This window comes from Paenibacillus sp. O199, from assembly GCF_001636635.1.
Classification (GTDB): domain Bacteria; phylum Bacillota; class Bacilli; order Paenibacillales; family Paenibacillaceae; genus Paenibacillus; species Paenibacillus marchantiae.
In genome coordinates this window covers 373,241-388,012 of the sequence record NZ_LGRP01000001.1, presented here as the reverse complement: position 1 = coordinate 388,012, position 14,772 = coordinate 373,241, and the positions used below count along the sequence as shown (strand labels likewise).

Below are 14,772 nucleotides of genomic sequence, written 5' to 3'. Positions count from 1 at the left end.
GGGATTTTATGACTAAGAAAATAGAGATTAAAACTCCGGTTTTTGAAAATGTAAAAGTCGGTGAACATGTAGAAGTAAAATGGGAAACAAGCAATGGACAGAAATTTGATCATGAGCATCAAGCTGAGAGTTACGAATTCAATTACTGCAAAATCAAACGTAGAGGTGTGCATTTGTCAGTTGAAGATGCTGAAGTACTGGACTTTGAAAGCATTGAAGATATGAACCGATACGAAGAAGAAAGTATATATGGTGGCTACAGCAAGAAATACGATAAGAATATTATGACCTTCCCCAATACATATGTACTCTACACTTGCTATGATCCCGAGAAGGAATTTGAAATTGACGATGAAAGTGGATATTACCACAGTGAGCCAGACACTCATGTTCATATTCTAAGACTGGATGAATATAAACAAATGCTAATGAGTGAAATTGAAAATCTTAAATGATATCGTGATTTCATTAAGAGAGGAGGGTGAATGAATGGCAAACAATCAATACTTAGATCAAGAGGGATTACAACTGAAGATTGAAAATAAAGATGGGCTTGAATTTCAATTGTTTTGGAATCATGATAGTCCTCAAAAAGCATTAGAGCACGGTGAAGATGACGAATTCTATGTAACTGTAAAGGGTAGTATTGGTGGAGCTGGAGTGGATTTTTCACTTGAAGATGCAATCGTTTTAAGAGACACATTGGATCATATGATTAAACAAATAAGCAAATGAAGTCGCAATTTCACAGAGAAAAGGAGAATTGAAGTTGAATAGAGACACTACAGGTGAACTGGATAAGATTTATATAGAGATTATTAAAGAAATGGCAGAATACTCAACTATAAATAAGGCATTTAAGTTAGGTTCTGCTAACACGGGTAAGTTCTTTTATGATTTATTGATTGAAATTGAAGAAAACGGATCTAAAGATATCCAAATTAAAGACTTAAAATGCATTATTGAGAAGGCTATGTCTGATGATGAGCTCATTCATGAGTACTTCAATAAGTTAATGAAATAGAAATTTGAAAAAGAAAGGAGGTGAGAAATTGATTAATACATTTTATAGCTCAAACTATCTCAAATTAAGAAGTCCACCAGTGTTGGAGTATTACGCTTATGTTCTTGCCTCAGTATTCTATTGATAATTCATTAGTTCATAACAACTAATTTATTGAACATAAAAACCAAAAAGCAATAACAAGAAGCAATAAAAGTACATAGATAAAAAAATAAACTAACAATCAGAAGGAGTTTTGAAATTGAATACAGCACAAAAAATTAAATGGGTAAAAGAATATTTGGAAAAGGCTATGACCAAGATGAGTAAATTGCAGGACAAAGAAGAATATTCAGTTGAAATGATTGAGTTTTACAAGGAAGAAAATAGAAATATTGATCTTCTTTTAAGCTATCATGAGGATTTGCTTTTAACTGGAGTCCTTGATAAGAACAAATTATTAAAAGAATATATGGGGAATGCCGTCAACTTACTAAGAGATAAGAAATTTATTTACGATAACTTCGCATAACGCCCAATTAAAAACCACTGGAAGGATGATGCCCTATACCAGTGGTTTGGTACGATTCTGCAATCGCTCTTTAATAATACAACATTGTCGATGAAATTAAAAGACAATAAAAAGGAGCGCATTAGTTGAAAGAAAAGCATATTGATATGGAAATGCATAAAAAGCTATTGGAAAGCAAGGAGCAGCGAGATAAGAACATAGACAAAGAATATATTCTTGATAAAGTTAAAAAAATATCTCTTTTGCCTGATGATGTGAATGCGACAATCCAGATGGTTGCAAACTACTTTGAAGTTGGTAAGGAAGCCATTAATTCAACAATTAAAGATTATAGATCCGAATTAGAATTTGATGGTTTGAAAGTTTTAAGAGGGCAAGAACTGATGTCCTTAAAGGACATGGGTTTAATTGGAAAAAATTCATCTTCTTTTACCGTAATACCTAGGAGAGCAATATTAAGAATTGGCCAACTCCTCAGAGACTCAATGGTTGCGGTTGAAATAAGAAATTACTTGTTGAATATAGAGCAAGATACTCATAGGTCGGTTTTGTTTTTAACTGAGTCAGATCGCACTGAGGAAAGAGACTCAACGAGACAGGGAAATAGCGACATGAAGCTCATTCTTAAAAATAAGGTGGGAGCTACTAGCCCAAAACACTTCTCCAACTTTTTTCTTAAAGGTTATGAGGGAAGTTATAATGTAACAAGTATCAAACAGTATAATGCCCTAAAAGGCTTACATGAAAACGCAAAACCTCTTGATCATATGGATTCATTGGAGCTTGCGTCATACAGATTTAGAATAGAGATGACCAAAGAAAGAATAGAGAATGGCGAAGTTAACGAATTGTCTGTTGCGAATGAAATACATAAAAGTATTGGGAAGAATGTGGCTGAACTAGTTGAAAGTGTCACAGGAAGGACATTAGCTTCTTTACCAGTAGTTTCGAATAGAAAACATCTAGTATCAAAAGTAACTGACTATATTGAAGGATATTAATTTCTGTATAAAAGAGGACTTTCACGGAGAAAGGGAGATGATTTAGATTAATATACATGACGATATATATAAGCTTCGGAAAGAAGTTGAAGAAAAGGCAGCTCTGTTGAAGAAACTAGAGTCGGACAGCTTTGATGTAAATGGTGTTTGGGAATTTTCGACCGAGGGAGATTGCGAAGGAAGAGCAACGAAGAAACTTGGTAAATTTACAGGGAACTTATTCGATGGAATTAAGCAATATGGAAGTCAAAGCTATTATGCCCTCTCTTGTAAAAGAGTTGACTATGTTTCATCAATTGAAAAATCTCCAGAAAAGAAAAGAGTTCACTTCAAAGTATATGACTCTGCAATTGAAATGCATGATAGTAATGATGCTCTTGCCAAACTAACAAGTGAAGTACCGGGTGGACATTCTCTCGTTAATAGTAATTATTATGGATGTGTAGCACTTGAATGGGAGGAGTGAATACATGAACTGCAACAATACACATTGTTTATGGAATGCTTTTGACCAGTGCTGTACAGAAAGTGAAGAGTTACATGTTGCAGCCATTCCAAATACATTAGATTGTCCATCAGCTATGCGTAGTGACCATCAGGAAGCAATGATTAGTATTATTGAAGAAGTAGATGAAATGATGTACAGACGTAATTTTAAGGAATTGATTGAGATACATAAGTTTGTGAAAGATCAGAGGAAATAGAAATGGAACAAAATTGGCTAGAGGATTATATGAAATTTAAAAGCGGTATTACACCGCTAGGAATCGTTATGTATCCAGTCGTAGCTTTAGTTATAGCATTTTTAATAGTAAGTATGTATTCTTCAAGAGCATTCTATTGGGTCAAGGATAGAATTAAAAAGAAATGATTTTGAAATGTAAACTTTATCAAAATATTGAGAGGAGAATATATATGAGCTTTCAAGAAACAACAACGAATAAAGATGCTGTAAGCGAGATTGTTGGAGATATTTTAAAAGATGAAGATCACCCAAATACAGAAATTTTAATCTATTTTGAAGATGGTGAGTGGTGTATTACTAAAGATAGACGCTTCTATTCTCATGGACTAAAAATGGAAGATAAAGTTGCACATTTAGAAGGAATCATCGAAGCATGTAAGCAAGAGCTTTCTAAGTTCACAAAGCCAATCGATATTCACGATATGAGAGAGATCGTAAACGGTGTGATGTACGACTTGAAGGTAGGGATGCAGAAATATAAAAGTAATGAGATTGAATGGTCTAAATGAAACATAGAATTTATCAAGAATAATACATATATGAGGAGAATAATGAATGAGTAAACTTTATGAGCTTGGAGAGAAGTACAGACGCTTTAATCAGTTTGTTGATGCAGCTTGGGATGATGAGGATATGACTGAAGATGATTTGCAGATGTACATTGAAACACTGGAGTCAATTGAAGATGAAGTAGAAGTTAAGGTTGAGAATACTGTGAAGTTCATGAAGAATATTGAAGGAGATATTGAGGCATTTAAGAATGAGGAAAAGCGACTTGAAAGGAAACGCAAGTACCTTCAGAATAAGTTTGATGGTCTAAAGAGTTATTTGCAAACTACACTTGAAGTCAGTAAGATTGATAAAGTCAATGCGGGTACATTTAAAGTTAAACTTCAGGTAAATCCACCGTCAATCAATATAATTGATCCAGCGAAGATACCAGATACATATAAAATTGAACAGGAACCTAAGATTGATAGTAAGGCGCTTCTCAAAGACGTGAAAAATGGATTGGAAGTTGAAGGTGCAGTACTTGTAAGTGACAAAAAACATTTAAGAATCAGTTAATTAAGAATAAATATATGTACAATTTATAAAAATAGTGGTATGATGACTTTAACAAGTTGTTATACCACTATTTTTATAAGGAGGCGATACATAAATTGAAAGACATCAAATCAGTTGATTTAGACAAGATGATGATATTAGCTGAAGAATTGGGCATAAAAGTTACTAAGGGTAGTCAAAACCCTGGCTTATACGTCACAACAAATGGGGAGCGTAAAAATTTAGATGTAATAGATTTATTCATGGCAATCTTCCCTGAGATAGCAGATATTAAACATAAAAGAGAGCTAGGAGGCCAAGTGCATTGAGCAATCATATTTTTGCAGAAATGTTAATCCAGTACATAACTGATGCAACACCCTTAGAGGAGAGCTTAGTAAGATTAATCGTTAGCCATTCTTCATTTGCAGAAATGCTAAAAGAAGATGAGGTGTTTGTTGGACACTATCCTTTGGAGTATTGGGCGCAGCAGGTGCTTGAGGAAACTGTACAAAGGATGCAATCCGCACTGGATGCTTTAGAGAAAAAAAGTAAAGAGTAAATATAATATAATTATTACAAAAGATCTGTTTCATCAAAAATTGGAGGTAGCTATATGAGAAGAAAAGATTGGATTGTAACTGAATATGCAGCAAGACCAGCAGGTAAACCAGATCGTTGTTTTTATTGCCATAGCTTGATTGGAGAGTCACATACTTCCGAATGTGTAATTAGAAACAGAACAGTTGTTATGGATTTTACTATTAGGATGGTAATGGACGTACCGGAGTCTTGGAAGGATGAAGATGTTGAGTTTAGATACAATAAGGGATCATGGTGTGCAGACAATCTTATTGAAATGATTGTAAGAGAAGAAGATGGGTGTTTGTGTCCTCATGTTCAGGCAAAGTTCGTCAGAGAAGCAACACCAGACGACGAAGAGAAATGGGGCTTAGTTAGAGTAGATGACTTGCAATCATAGTCTAAGTAAAAGGCACGTTTCACAGGAAAGGAGAATAAGCTTTGGACTATTATTTATTACATGAAAAACAACTCGAAGAACTCGGAGACATAAAAGAAGAGATTATGTTGGAATTAGGAACAAGAGAAATTGAGTTTGAAATTAAACGAAGTCCATCTAGTGGTGAATTATTCACAAAGTTCTATGAATTATATGCCCATCAAAGAAAGGACAATGCGAATGATTAAAATAATCGATGGTGATTTGCTTGATGCTACTGAAGATATCATTGGACATCAAACAAATACTAAAGGTGTCTGGGGATCAGGAATAGCTAAAGCAATCAAACAGAAGTACCGTGATGCTTATCCGTTTTACCAGTTAGCATGTCATGAATATGGCGATAAATTACTGGGTCTATGTTGGACGACCAAGGTAAATGAAAAGAGAGTTGTTGCTAATTTATTCGGACAGGCTATATATGGAAGAAATAAGAATGTTATATACACAGACTATGCTGCTTTGAAGTCTGCGCTTGAGTCATTGAAGTTACGGGCAAAGAAGTTTGGTTATACTGTGGCATTGCCATATAACATTGGTTGTGGATTGGCTAATGGAGACTGGAAAGTTGTTTATGGGATTATTGAAGAAGTATTCAGCGATTATGAAGTGACATTGTACAGATGGGAGCCGTAATGTATGCCCTATATAAAGAAAGACGAACTAAAACGAATGCTACATTACTTTTTTGTCCAAGGCTGTAACGCAGGATATGGAATCGATGTTGGAGAGAGCCTTATACAACAAGAAGAAGAAGCATTCAACATGATTTATGATGAGTATACTGAAACCTTAAAAGAAAGGGGAAAAGTGAATGGAATACATAGTTAGATTGTCTGAAGATTACGAGAAATGTGAACGAGTGCTTAATAAGCTTGGAATCGTGAGATACAGATTTCCTGTAGTTAAAGGTTTGATTGGCTACTGGAGTAAACTTGATATTGAGTATTTAGAAAAGAGAGACTTTATTGATCGGATTGAAATTGCCCCAAGAGGGACATTCGTTCTATACGACTAGGAGGGGAAAATGAATCTTATTGAAGTTCAAAAGTTTATGAGAATAGCAGAACGTCACTCGCCAAACTGTTTTATTAACTCTAAGTTCGAGTTAATCATAGAACCCAAAAATAATATTTACTTCTTGTTTAGTGATGTGGAGTCTGATTTTGACATTAAGAGAAAAGTATTGGCTTGGTTATCAAGGCCAAGTTGTAAGGGAGTTAGTTTGTATTGGCAAAAGAGATTCAGAGCAATCATTAATGATTACTTGGAGACTAGCTTTACAACAAAAGATATGGATCAGATTTATACATACCTAGGTAATGACTGCAACAGAAATAAGACAATCAAGTTTATTGAATCCGACTACGATATGTCAGTTTTGAATTCTTAAACGGAGGCAAAAATTATGACGAACAGAGAGCAGGAACTTCTTAGTAAATACAATGACTATAAAGAAAAACGTCAGATTTGTTTTCAACAGAAAAATCATCCTAAATACCTGATCTACAAATATAAAATGGATGCTATCAGAACAACTCTTGGAATTCTAGGAATCAATATTGATGGGATCAATAGATAGAAGATAAAAGGTCTATTTCAATTAGAAAATGGAGGTACTGAAAAATGTATTATATTGGTATGAGGTCGAGGGATGATATAGATATAATTGAATCTGAAGTATATAACGATGAAGTTAAGGAATTGCTCGAATATTTTTATGGAGAGTATTACTCCGTACTCTTTGCCATAAGGGGTGATGAGATCCAAATAAAGAGTATATACAGAGAATCAGTTCAAGGTCTAATAAGACAATGGAAGTCCGAATTGAGTTGGTGTCGTGATAACAAGGATGAATATGAAAGAAATCTGAATAGGTTGATTGAGCTTGTCAACGATACCGTATAAAATGCGTGTTTCATAAAAAAGGTCGCCCCCCTTAAAGGGACAACCTTATTTTAATTAATTCAGTTTAAACCAAATCCCACTTGAACCATCCCGTTTTCTGTTATAAGCCAACAATGGATTAGGGTCATCAGTTTTAACCATAAAAGCAGCCCATCCTTCATAAGAACCACCTGCGTAGATTTTCGTTCTAAATTGTGGGTCAGGTAGCACTACAGAGGCTCTTTGATAATCTACACCACTTCCAGAAACCAAAGTGAAGTCATAATCACTAACTTCTTCAGCCACTTCACTATTTGCACTAGATTTAAGCTCGTATTTAATCTTAGTCAATATGTACTCATGCCCATCATTGGGAAGTCTATTGAAGCTATTTGTGTCATAGATAATTTTCCATGCAGCATCACCACGGATAACTTCGCTGATAGAAATGTTTCCTTTTACATGATTAGAGGATGTCTTGCCTTCAAATGGGACAACTATTCCAACATTCGCAGGATTCGTTCTAGTAGCGATTTGTGAACTATTTGATGGTGCTGGGGTGTTGTTTGTTCCTTGATTCACCGTGTTAGTGTTGGCGGGAACTTGTGTTTTGGTTGTGATATAAATATTCTTTTGAGAATTATTTACGTCCACCTGTGCTCCTAATGACTCAGAAATAGCTCTTAAAGGCACATATGTTGTTCCGTTTATAATTTTTGCTTCAGTACTTAGTTTGGAACCATTAATGAATATTGAAAAGCCATTTGAAGCTGCTAGCGCTCCCGTTACAAACATTGTTGATGAAAGTACAATTGTAGAAATTATTACTGTACGTTTCTTCATACTTTTAACCTCCAATTTAATATAGACAGATGAGTCTATAGTATCACTTGTAGGTCATAAGTTCCACTATTTTCCGAGAGTTCTAATTCGTACTTTTTATGAAATACATATTTTAAGGGGATGTGCTATGGGAGCAGGTTATATTAATGAACAAGGACAGTTCATACTTGGACAGAAAAAATATAAACTTGAATATAGAACAGCCGTTGAAGGCGAATACATTATAACGACTCCAAAGATAATCAATTTAAGGTCAACTACTAGGGAGCGTAATAAATTTCCCTATCACGAACCAGTTTATGTTAAGCAGTCACTAAGAAACTTTGTAATGACTGATTACTTACACTTGGATCATGGAGAATATTATGTGATTAGTAAAATAACTAGAAAGAAAGTTTATACAGGAGAAGATGTGATCGTAAGGCGTTTACTTGGAATACCAATTTATCGTGAAGTGATCATGCATTATAAGTATCTCGATTAAATTGATGAATTGAACAATTCATATACATCTTCTTAGAAAATTAGACGGCATTACGCCGTCTGTTGTTCTACTTTGACAAATTGATTGAACAGCAATTCCCTATTTTTCTTGTCATAAATATAAACATTAGAAAATTTTTCAAACCATAATTCTTTAGTGTATAGTGAACTTAGGCTGAAACTCAGAAATTCAGATAATTTTTCCTCATTAAGTTCAACGGAATATAAAGTATCTGTAAACTTTAATGAAATTGAAACTGATTTTGTTGATGGTAAAAAACGTAAGGCAAATGCGCTATTACTAATCATTATTTTTTGTATAGTAACCTTGGTAAAAAAGTCATTATAATCAGATTCACTTACATTTGATTCAGGATTGTGTTCATTATATTCACTAAAGTTAGAATAATACTCAATCAGAAGCTCGCTTTCGTTTTTAGTGAATACCTTTATGAATGTTTTTCCTGTCATATAACTAATTAATTCTTCCTCGTTCATTTGAACTGCACCCCCATAACTTGTCTTCCAAATTATAACACTTATACAACATCATTTGAAAGACAAGATTTATTAGAAGAAAGGGTGGAGAAATCCACCCTATAGTTTTATCATTTTATCATTGACAAGATCATACCAATAAACAGCTCCATTTTGCATGTCTACGTGATACCATCCATATGTAGCGATATGATCAGGGAAGTCTTCATATGCGCGAATAACATATCTCCCTTCACTTGTGCCATCCTCCATGAAATGAAGTTTGTACTCATCCGCATCTTTCTTTATTTTGCTGTAAACTAAGTCAAAGGCTTTATCTAAACTAACTTTTGCAGTTGGCTGCTTGCCTATATAAAGATTATCCCCTTTTAATGAAACCTTTTCACCAATTGCATTACTCATACTTCTAACTGGGATATATGTAGTGTTCTTGTACGTTATTGCATCAGTTGTGGATTTCTTAGTTTCATCTACATAAAGACTGACTTTCTGGATTGCTGCTTTAATTGGTGTAGTAGTAGCTGCAAATGCTGTTGCCCCTGTAATTGTTGATCCGATCAGAATACCAATCACTAACCCCTTTAACTTGTCCTTCATCGTAATTCTCCTCTGTTATGTGAAATAGATTGCTTATTGTATTATACAACTTAAATATCTATGTGAACTACAAAAATTTCCTGTTGCATAAAGAACGTCTGTTCGGTGTATAATACTAATGCAAACAAACGTTCTTATTTAATTATGGGAGTGAGATAAATGAGTAAAAAAGAGCGGACAATCATGTTAATTGACATGCAGTCGTTTTATGCCAGTGTTGAAAAGGCTAAAATGCCACAATATAAAGACAAACCATTGGCAGTTGCAGGAGATCCAGCAAGACGTTCGGGAATAATACTTGCTGCATGTCCTTTAGCTAAAGCGAAAGGTGTATCAACGGCTGAACCTCTATGGCAGTCACTTCAAAAGTGTCCTGAACTGATTATCGTAAGACCGCACATGCAGGAATACATCGAAGTTTCAACTCAAATTATGTCCATTATTGAAGAGTTTACCGACTTAGTGGAACCCTATAGTATCGACGAACTTTTCGCGGACGTGTCAGGATCACTACACCTTTTTGGCAATGATCCCATTGATTTAGCAAAGCAGATTCAAGACAAGATTTACAATGAAACGGGAGTCTATGCAAGAGCAGGTATATCAACCAACAAGGTGATGAGTAAGCTTTGCTGTGACCTGATCGCTAAGAAAATTGAAGGTGGAGTATTCTTCCTTAAAAAAGAAGAGCTTCATCAACACATAGGCGATAAACCAATTCGTGATATGTGGGGTATTGGGTCTAGGATGGAAAAACATTTATGGAAAATGGGCATTCGAACAATAAGACAGCTTGCGAATACTCCTCTGTCAAAATTGAGAAGCAAATGGGGCGTAAACGGAGAGGTTATTTGGAGAGTAGCAAATGGACTGGATGACTCTCCAGTAACAATTAATACTCATAGTGTACAAAAGGATATTGGGAACGGTATGACGCTGCCTAGGGATTATTCCGAAGCTTGGGAGATTGAAGTAGTCATTCAAGACATCTGTACTGAGGTTTGCAGACGTGCCCGGAAAAAGGGGTTGATGGGTAGCGTGGTCACGATGAGTTTATCTGGTGCAGATTTTGAACATCCAACCGGATTCAGCAGACAGGTTAAACTTCAAGATCCCACAAACATAACAGTTGATGTGTGTAAGATAGCTAAACAAATATTCCGACACCATTGGGACGGTCAACCTGTAAGACGAGTTGGAATATCTTTGTCCAACCTCTCCAATGCTGAGACTTATCAACTGTCTTTATTTGATGACCAAGAACAGAAGAGAGCAATTGATAAGGTAATGGATGACATCAAGGATCGATTTGGCGACATAGCCATACTTAGAGCAAGCTCGATCACTTCTGCTGGTCAGGCAATCGACAGATCAAATAAAATTGGAGGTCACTATAAATGAGCAAAAAACTGGAGGCAAATGGGCTGTGGGAATCAAGTCGTATGATGCTGCCACAACATAAAGAAAGAATCATTGAACATCGTTCAAGAGATAACGATTTATCTAAACCACTTTTACACGAGGACGAATGGGAAGTTATTTATCAAAACATAGGAATATCATATAGATATACAGAAGAGGCTGAATTTGAAGTATTTGATTCGAATGCGATAAGACTGGTCTGCGGAATAATTTCAAATATTAATGAAATAGGGAAGAAAATAAGAGTTGAATGGGAAGACGATTACGAGTGGATTGATATACCGAAACTGATTGCGGTTAGATTAAAAGGAGGAGTATTTGAATAATGAAACAAAGTGCTGAAGAGTTGGAGTTGGTGAAAAAATATGCTGAGATGCCGTTACTGTTAGATGTCATAGAGGAAGACAAGAAGAGGATAGATGAGAGCAGTGTCATATTAAAAAAAGAATTAAAATCATATTTGAATGCATTACAAGATAGAATAACTGCTGATATATATGAGCTGAAGAAAACACTAAGAGACCGTGACATTAAAATTATCGAACAGAAAAGAACTAAAGACAATTTGTATATTTCCTACTCAATCCGTAAATATCAGCATCAAATGAATCCACTAATGAGCAGGGTTAGAACAGATGTATTAGTTATGTTGGCTGATTACATGAAAATAGATCTAACTAAGACATGAAGTGATTTGTTACTTGACTTTTAAGAATAAAGATAATAAAATAACATTAAGAAATAACAAGTTATATGTTGTTAACGACAAGATACGCAGTTCTTTTATACATACGATATTGTGTTGAACAGGATGATTAAAGGATTATAATGGTAATAAGAGAAAGTAAAATTAGTCTTTCACGGAGAAGGGAGCAATAATTAACTTGAAGGTGACTAAGGGGATCACGAAAACTTTTGAGCAGTATATGGCTGTTAAAACTAAAGAACATAAACTTATGAGTGAAATATATAAATGGATGAATGCTCAGGGAATTGATACAACAACCAATGAGTTTGCAGATGCAATAGCAGCTAGAATTGGCTATAACGAGTTTGACTCTGCTGAACACTTTTTCAATGAATTGCAACGTTACATAGATGGAGAACAAGTGGGATACGGTTAATTTAAAGGAGATGAAGTTTCTTGTACATATTGATGCGTAAGTTTGGATTGAACTCTACGGAATATTTCCTAAGAAAGAAAAAGTTAGCAAGGGAAGATGAATATATTGCAGTAACAGTTGGTAGTGAAATTACAGCAAAGAAATATACTAGTCAAGTAAGAGCTGAAAATGCTGCTATTAAATTAAAAGATGAATGTGGAGAAGTATTTGAAGTTATTGAAACGAACTTTAAGTAAAAGAGTAGTTTCATCTTAAGTAGATTATGGAGGTTAAGACATGGATGCAACTGTATTGACAGCAATTCTATCTTCTTCAGTAATAGCTGCCATTATATCCGGAATAGTAGCGAAAAAAACAAATGATAAGAACATGTCTCTTAAATACATAACTGAGGAAAGGGCAAATTGGCGAAAAACTGTAAAAGAGAATACTGCGCTTCTGTATAATCAGATCTACTCAAAAGATCAAGATGAAGGTAGGATTAGAGAACTAATCACTCATTTAATAGTAAGCCTGAATCCATCCAAGGATGAAGAGAGTAAGTTAGACATTGAAATTAAAAATACGCTGGTGGCAATTGAAGAAGGTAATAGAGACTACAAGATGCTTGAACATTTACGAAATTGCATTAGCATATTAATGAAGCACGATTGGGAAAGATCAAAAAATGAAACTAAAGGTTTTGGTGATAAAAAGTCTGAAGATGATATTAAACAACAAACCCTAGGTGAAGAGTTTTATGTTAAGCAGAAGAAACAGGAGATGCAGTAAAACGAATCTTTTACTCGCGTCTGAAAGGATGATCGTTGTGCATATTAAAATCAAGAAGTCTAGCAGTGATTCATATTGGTATGCCAATAAGATAGATCAACAATTTGAAGTTTCTGGTGTAGAGGAAGATATCTATAGAGTCAAAAACTATAGTATGAGTGAAGTTGGGATCAGATGGGACATTGCTCCAGTGCTAAAAGTAGATGCTGAAGAAATGGTCTCGAAATCTTATCCTGAAACAAGAAAAGCTAAACCATGGCAAGTCAAAGAATTTAGAGCTGATAAGGCAAAGAAATCAGCAGAACGTTCAAGTTTTAATACTAAGCAAGAAATAAATAAATATGAGAAGTTAAATTCTGATGCAGAGGTTATCAATAAATTTCTTGATAAAATGTGAGTTTGGATAAAAAGGAGGTAGGATATGCACATTTCAGAAGATGAACAAAAGTTATACAACTACATAATGGAAGAAGTATTATGGTGGATAGAAGATGAGGATATATACAATCGAGGTCTACGAGAGTCTTTATCTGACGAAACAATGCAGGAAATTGCAACGGAAGCCTCAAAGTTTTTAAATGTAAATGTAGATTATACTGACAAGATGGATGAAATGACTATATCTCAACTTTGCACTTATATAATTGCAACTCAAGCTTAATGAAATATGACTTTTACATACAAAGGAGAGAGTTATCTTGAAAAACAATACTATTGTACTTTATGGTCTTGCTGTTGGTTATATTTTGTTGGCTCTAGCTTCTTTAAAGTTTGATGTTCCTAGTAACTATACTGCTGCTGCTGCGGTTATTGCATTTTTTCTGACGGTTTTTGATTTTTTTAATATAACAAAGGAATTTACAAAGAATAATTTAGGAAGAAAAATTCAAAGCATATTAGCAACTTCGACTTTGATATTTATAGTGATTTTAACAATTTGTTTATCATATTATTTTGATAAGTTTCTCGAAAAAGAATATGTAGATGCTATTAGTAATTATGTAACCTATGCAGCAATTGGAGTAGTGTTTATAACTAAGGGAATGGAAAGCAGACATAGAAAGGATTGATAAAAGTGGCATTTTATAAGCACTCAAATGATGGAGGAAACCAAGATGATAAGTGATTTAAATCCGCAAAAAAAGGCTAAAGCCATTCATTCAATGACAGACTTGATTGAAGCAATAAAAATTAATCCTGATCTGAATATGAGTGAACATCCAAACTATATTGAACACTGTGACAAGCTGAAGAGAATACTAATGTCATTGCTCGAATTCAAGGAGGAGATAATCATTCCTATGAATGAAGGAGAATTGTATGTTAGAGAGCATGTTTTGCCCAATGGAGAAACATATGATTTTGGATGGAGTATTCCATTGTTAGAAAAGCTAATTAAAAATAATGGCGGTACAGTGATAAGGAAGAAATACAAGATTGGTGAAGTGATATCATATGTGGATTATGGAGGTTTAGAAAATCACAGATTCAATCATGCTCTCCAAAATACAAAGCCAATATATGTTATTGATTATGCAGCATCGGATTTATCTATAATGATTGATGGAAATCACAGAGTTGCATCCAGATTTAGCATGTTTAAAGATACTGAGATGCAACTTCCAGGGATTTTTATTCCAGCGGACATTCACATTAAATCGATGGCAACAAACCATCAGAGGATAGTATTCAAAGTACTATCAAATGGTAATCGAATATATAAATATCTGAAGATGCTTTCGGAAGGGACAAAAATAAAGAAGCCTAAGTTATTTAACATGGATTCTTTTCTCTGATA

General features: G+C 34.5%; 34 protein-coding genes. 31 read left to right on the top strand and 3 right to left on the bottom strand.

Going from position 1 to position 14,772, the window contains the following annotated elements; translation table 11 throughout:
- Positions 1-8: 8 nt before the first annotated feature.
- From A6049_RS01925 to A6049_RS01840, 20 genes are all read left to right on the top strand, one after another.
- Positions 9-455: a hypothetical protein gene (locus A6049_RS01925; protein WP_063562967.1), complete on the top strand. Its 447-nt coding sequence runs from the start codon at positions 9-11 to the stop codon at positions 453-455.
- Positions 456-489: 34 nt separating this feature from the next.
- Positions 490-735, top strand: a complete 246-nt coding sequence (locus A6049_RS01920) for a hypothetical protein (protein WP_063562966.1) — start codon at positions 490-492, stop codon at positions 733-735.
- Positions 736-769: 34 nt separating this feature from the next.
- Positions 770-1,024, top strand: a complete 255-nt coding sequence (locus A6049_RS01915; RefSeq protein WP_063562965.1) for a hypothetical protein — start codon at positions 770-772, stop codon at positions 1,022-1,024.
- 241 nt (positions 1,025-1,265) lie between these two features.
- Positions 1,266-1,535, top strand: coding sequence for a hypothetical protein (locus A6049_RS01910; RefSeq protein ID WP_063562964.1), 270 nt, complete (start codon positions 1,266-1,268; stop codon positions 1,533-1,535).
- Between the two features lie 125 nt (positions 1,536-1,660).
- Positions 1,661-2,536 (top strand): hypothetical protein, encoded by an 876-nt coding sequence (locus A6049_RS01905; RefSeq protein WP_063562963.1) that lies wholly within the window; start codon positions 1,661-1,663, stop codon positions 2,534-2,536.
- Positions 2,537-2,642: 106 nt separating this feature from the next.
- Positions 2,643-3,002, top strand: coding sequence for a hypothetical protein (locus tag A6049_RS01900; RefSeq protein ID WP_063562962.1), 360 nt, complete (start codon positions 2,643-2,645; stop codon positions 3,000-3,002).
- A 4-nt stretch (positions 3,003-3,006) separates the two neighbouring features.
- Positions 3,007-3,240: a hypothetical protein gene (locus A6049_RS01895; protein ID WP_063562961.1), complete on the top strand. Its 234-nt coding sequence runs from the start codon at positions 3,007-3,009 to the stop codon at positions 3,238-3,240.
- A 2-nt stretch (positions 3,241-3,242) separates the two neighbouring features.
- Entirely contained in the window at positions 3,243-3,407 is a 165-nt protein-coding gene (locus A6049_RS33125) for a hypothetical protein (protein WP_161490526.1), read from the top strand.
- A gap of 44 nt (positions 3,408-3,451) precedes the next feature.
- On the top strand, positions 3,452-3,790 hold the full coding sequence (locus A6049_RS01890) for a hypothetical protein (protein ID WP_063562960.1): 339 nt from the start codon (positions 3,452-3,454) through the stop codon (positions 3,788-3,790).
- A gap of 46 nt (positions 3,791-3,836) precedes the next feature.
- Positions 3,837-4,349, top strand: a complete 513-nt coding sequence (locus A6049_RS01885; RefSeq protein ID WP_095205921.1) for a siphovirus Gp157 family protein — start codon at positions 3,837-3,839, stop codon at positions 4,347-4,349.
- A 95-nt stretch (positions 4,350-4,444) separates the two neighbouring features.
- On the top strand, positions 4,445-4,657 hold the full coding sequence (locus tag A6049_RS01880; RefSeq protein ID WP_063562959.1) for a hypothetical protein: 213 nt from the start codon (positions 4,445-4,447) through the stop codon (positions 4,655-4,657).
- On the top strand, positions 4,654-4,890 hold the full coding sequence (locus A6049_RS01875) for a hypothetical protein (RefSeq protein ID WP_063562958.1): 237 nt from the start codon (positions 4,654-4,656) through the stop codon (positions 4,888-4,890). Before A6049_RS01880 ends, A6049_RS01875 begins: the two co-directional genes overlap by 4 nt.
- A 54-nt stretch (positions 4,891-4,944) precedes the next feature.
- On the top strand, positions 4,945-5,310 hold the full coding sequence (locus A6049_RS01870) for a hypothetical protein (RefSeq protein ID WP_063562957.1): 366 nt from the start codon (positions 4,945-4,947) through the stop codon (positions 5,308-5,310).
- Positions 5,311-5,351: 41 nt separating this feature from the next.
- Positions 5,352-5,537, top strand: a complete 186-nt coding sequence (locus A6049_RS01865) for a hypothetical protein (RefSeq protein ID WP_063562956.1) — start codon at positions 5,352-5,354, stop codon at positions 5,535-5,537.
- Complete coding sequence (locus tag A6049_RS01860; RefSeq protein WP_063562955.1) at positions 5,530-5,985, top strand: macro domain-containing protein; 456 nt, start codon at positions 5,530-5,532, stop codon at positions 5,983-5,985. Before A6049_RS01865 ends, A6049_RS01860 begins: the two co-directional genes overlap by 8 nt.
- Before the next feature lie 3 nt (positions 5,986-5,988).
- Positions 5,989-6,180 (top strand): hypothetical protein, encoded by a 192-nt coding sequence (locus tag A6049_RS01855; RefSeq protein ID WP_063562954.1) that lies wholly within the window; start codon positions 5,989-5,991, stop codon positions 6,178-6,180.
- Positions 6,164-6,367 carry a hypothetical protein gene (locus tag A6049_RS33120; RefSeq protein WP_063562953.1) on the top strand — a complete coding sequence of 68 codons (204 nt, stop codon included), beginning with the start codon at positions 6,164-6,166 and terminating at the stop codon, positions 6,365-6,367. The genes A6049_RS01855 and A6049_RS33120 overlap by 17 nt, the downstream gene beginning before the upstream one ends.
- Positions 6,368-6,376: 9 nt before the next feature.
- A complete protein-coding gene (locus tag A6049_RS01845; protein ID WP_063562952.1) occupies positions 6,377-6,742 on the top strand; it encodes a hypothetical protein in 366 nt (121 codons plus the stop codon).
- Between the two features lie 15 nt (positions 6,743-6,757).
- Positions 6,758-6,931, top strand: a complete 174-nt coding sequence (locus A6049_RS33115) for a hypothetical protein (RefSeq protein WP_161490525.1) — start codon at positions 6,758-6,760, stop codon at positions 6,929-6,931.
- A gap of 44 nt (positions 6,932-6,975) precedes the next feature.
- Entirely contained in the window at positions 6,976-7,257 is a 282-nt protein-coding gene (locus tag A6049_RS01840) for a hypothetical protein (protein ID WP_063562951.1), read from the top strand.
- 54 nt (positions 7,258-7,311) lie between these two features.
- Here the strand turns inward: A6049_RS01840 and A6049_RS01835 are convergent, their stop codons facing one another.
- On the bottom strand, positions 7,312-8,079 hold the full coding sequence (locus tag A6049_RS01835; RefSeq protein WP_063562950.1) for a copper amine oxidase N-terminal domain-containing protein: 768 nt from the start codon (positions 8,077-8,079) through the stop codon (positions 7,312-7,314).
- Between the two features lie 127 nt (positions 8,080-8,206).
- Here A6049_RS01835 and A6049_RS01830 point away from each other — a divergent pair, with 127 nt between their 5' ends.
- Entirely contained in the window at positions 8,207-8,563 is a 357-nt protein-coding gene (locus tag A6049_RS01830; RefSeq protein WP_063562949.1) for a hypothetical protein, read from the top strand.
- Positions 8,564-8,613: 50 nt separating this feature from the next.
- Here the strand turns inward: A6049_RS01830 and A6049_RS01825 are convergent, their stop codons facing one another.
- Positions 8,614-9,060, bottom strand: coding sequence for a hypothetical protein (locus A6049_RS01825; protein ID WP_063562948.1), 447 nt, complete (start codon positions 9,058-9,060; stop codon positions 8,614-8,616).
- Positions 9,061-9,159: 99 nt separating this feature from the next.
- The gene (locus A6049_RS01820) at positions 9,160-9,657 is read right to left on the bottom strand and encodes a stalk domain-containing protein (RefSeq protein WP_063562947.1); all 498 of its coding nucleotides are present in this window, start codon (positions 9,655-9,657) and stop codon (positions 9,160-9,162) included.
- A gap of 159 nt (positions 9,658-9,816) precedes the next feature.
- Between A6049_RS01820 and A6049_RS01815 the strand changes: the two genes are divergently transcribed.
- From A6049_RS01815 to A6049_RS01770, 10 genes are all read left to right on the top strand, one after another.
- Entirely contained in the window at positions 9,817-11,058 is a 1,242-nt protein-coding gene (locus tag A6049_RS01815) for a DNA polymerase IV (protein ID WP_063562946.1), read from the top strand.
- The gene (locus A6049_RS01810; protein ID WP_063562945.1) at positions 11,055-11,405 is read left to right on the top strand and encodes a YolD-like family protein; all 351 of its coding nucleotides are present in this window, start codon (positions 11,055-11,057) and stop codon (positions 11,403-11,405) included. The genes A6049_RS01815 and A6049_RS01810 overlap by 4 nt, the downstream gene beginning before the upstream one ends.
- Positions 11,405-11,767, top strand: coding sequence for a YhjD family protein (locus tag A6049_RS01805; protein ID WP_063562944.1), 363 nt, complete (start codon positions 11,405-11,407; stop codon positions 11,765-11,767). The genes A6049_RS01810 and A6049_RS01805 overlap by 1 nt, the downstream gene beginning before the upstream one ends.
- A 196-nt stretch (positions 11,768-11,963) precedes the next feature.
- Positions 11,964-12,203 carry a hypothetical protein gene (locus tag A6049_RS01800; RefSeq protein WP_063562943.1) on the top strand — a complete coding sequence of 80 codons (240 nt, stop codon included), beginning with the start codon at positions 11,964-11,966 and terminating at the stop codon, positions 12,201-12,203.
- Positions 12,204-12,223: 20 nt separating this feature from the next.
- Positions 12,224-12,439, top strand: coding sequence for a hypothetical protein (locus A6049_RS01795; RefSeq protein WP_063562942.1), 216 nt, complete (start codon positions 12,224-12,226; stop codon positions 12,437-12,439).
- A gap of 40 nt (positions 12,440-12,479) precedes the next feature.
- Positions 12,480-12,974, top strand: coding sequence for a hypothetical protein (locus tag A6049_RS01790; RefSeq protein ID WP_063562941.1), 495 nt, complete (start codon positions 12,480-12,482; stop codon positions 12,972-12,974).
- A 37-nt stretch (positions 12,975-13,011) separates the two neighbouring features.
- The gene (locus tag A6049_RS01785) at positions 13,012-13,371 is read left to right on the top strand and encodes a hypothetical protein (RefSeq protein WP_063562940.1); all 360 of its coding nucleotides are present in this window, start codon (positions 13,012-13,014) and stop codon (positions 13,369-13,371) included.
- A 24-nt stretch (positions 13,372-13,395) separates the two neighbouring features.
- Positions 13,396-13,635, top strand: coding sequence for a hypothetical protein (locus A6049_RS01780; protein WP_063562939.1), 240 nt, complete (start codon positions 13,396-13,398; stop codon positions 13,633-13,635).
- 37 nt (positions 13,636-13,672) lie between these two features.
- A complete protein-coding gene (locus A6049_RS01775) occupies positions 13,673-14,044 on the top strand; it encodes a hypothetical protein (RefSeq protein ID WP_063562938.1) in 372 nt (123 codons plus the stop codon).
- 45 nt (positions 14,045-14,089) lie between these two features.
- Positions 14,090-14,770, top strand: a complete 681-nt coding sequence (locus A6049_RS01770; protein ID WP_063562937.1) for a hypothetical protein — start codon at positions 14,090-14,092, stop codon at positions 14,768-14,770.
- Positions 14,771-14,772: the final 2 nt, after the last annotated feature.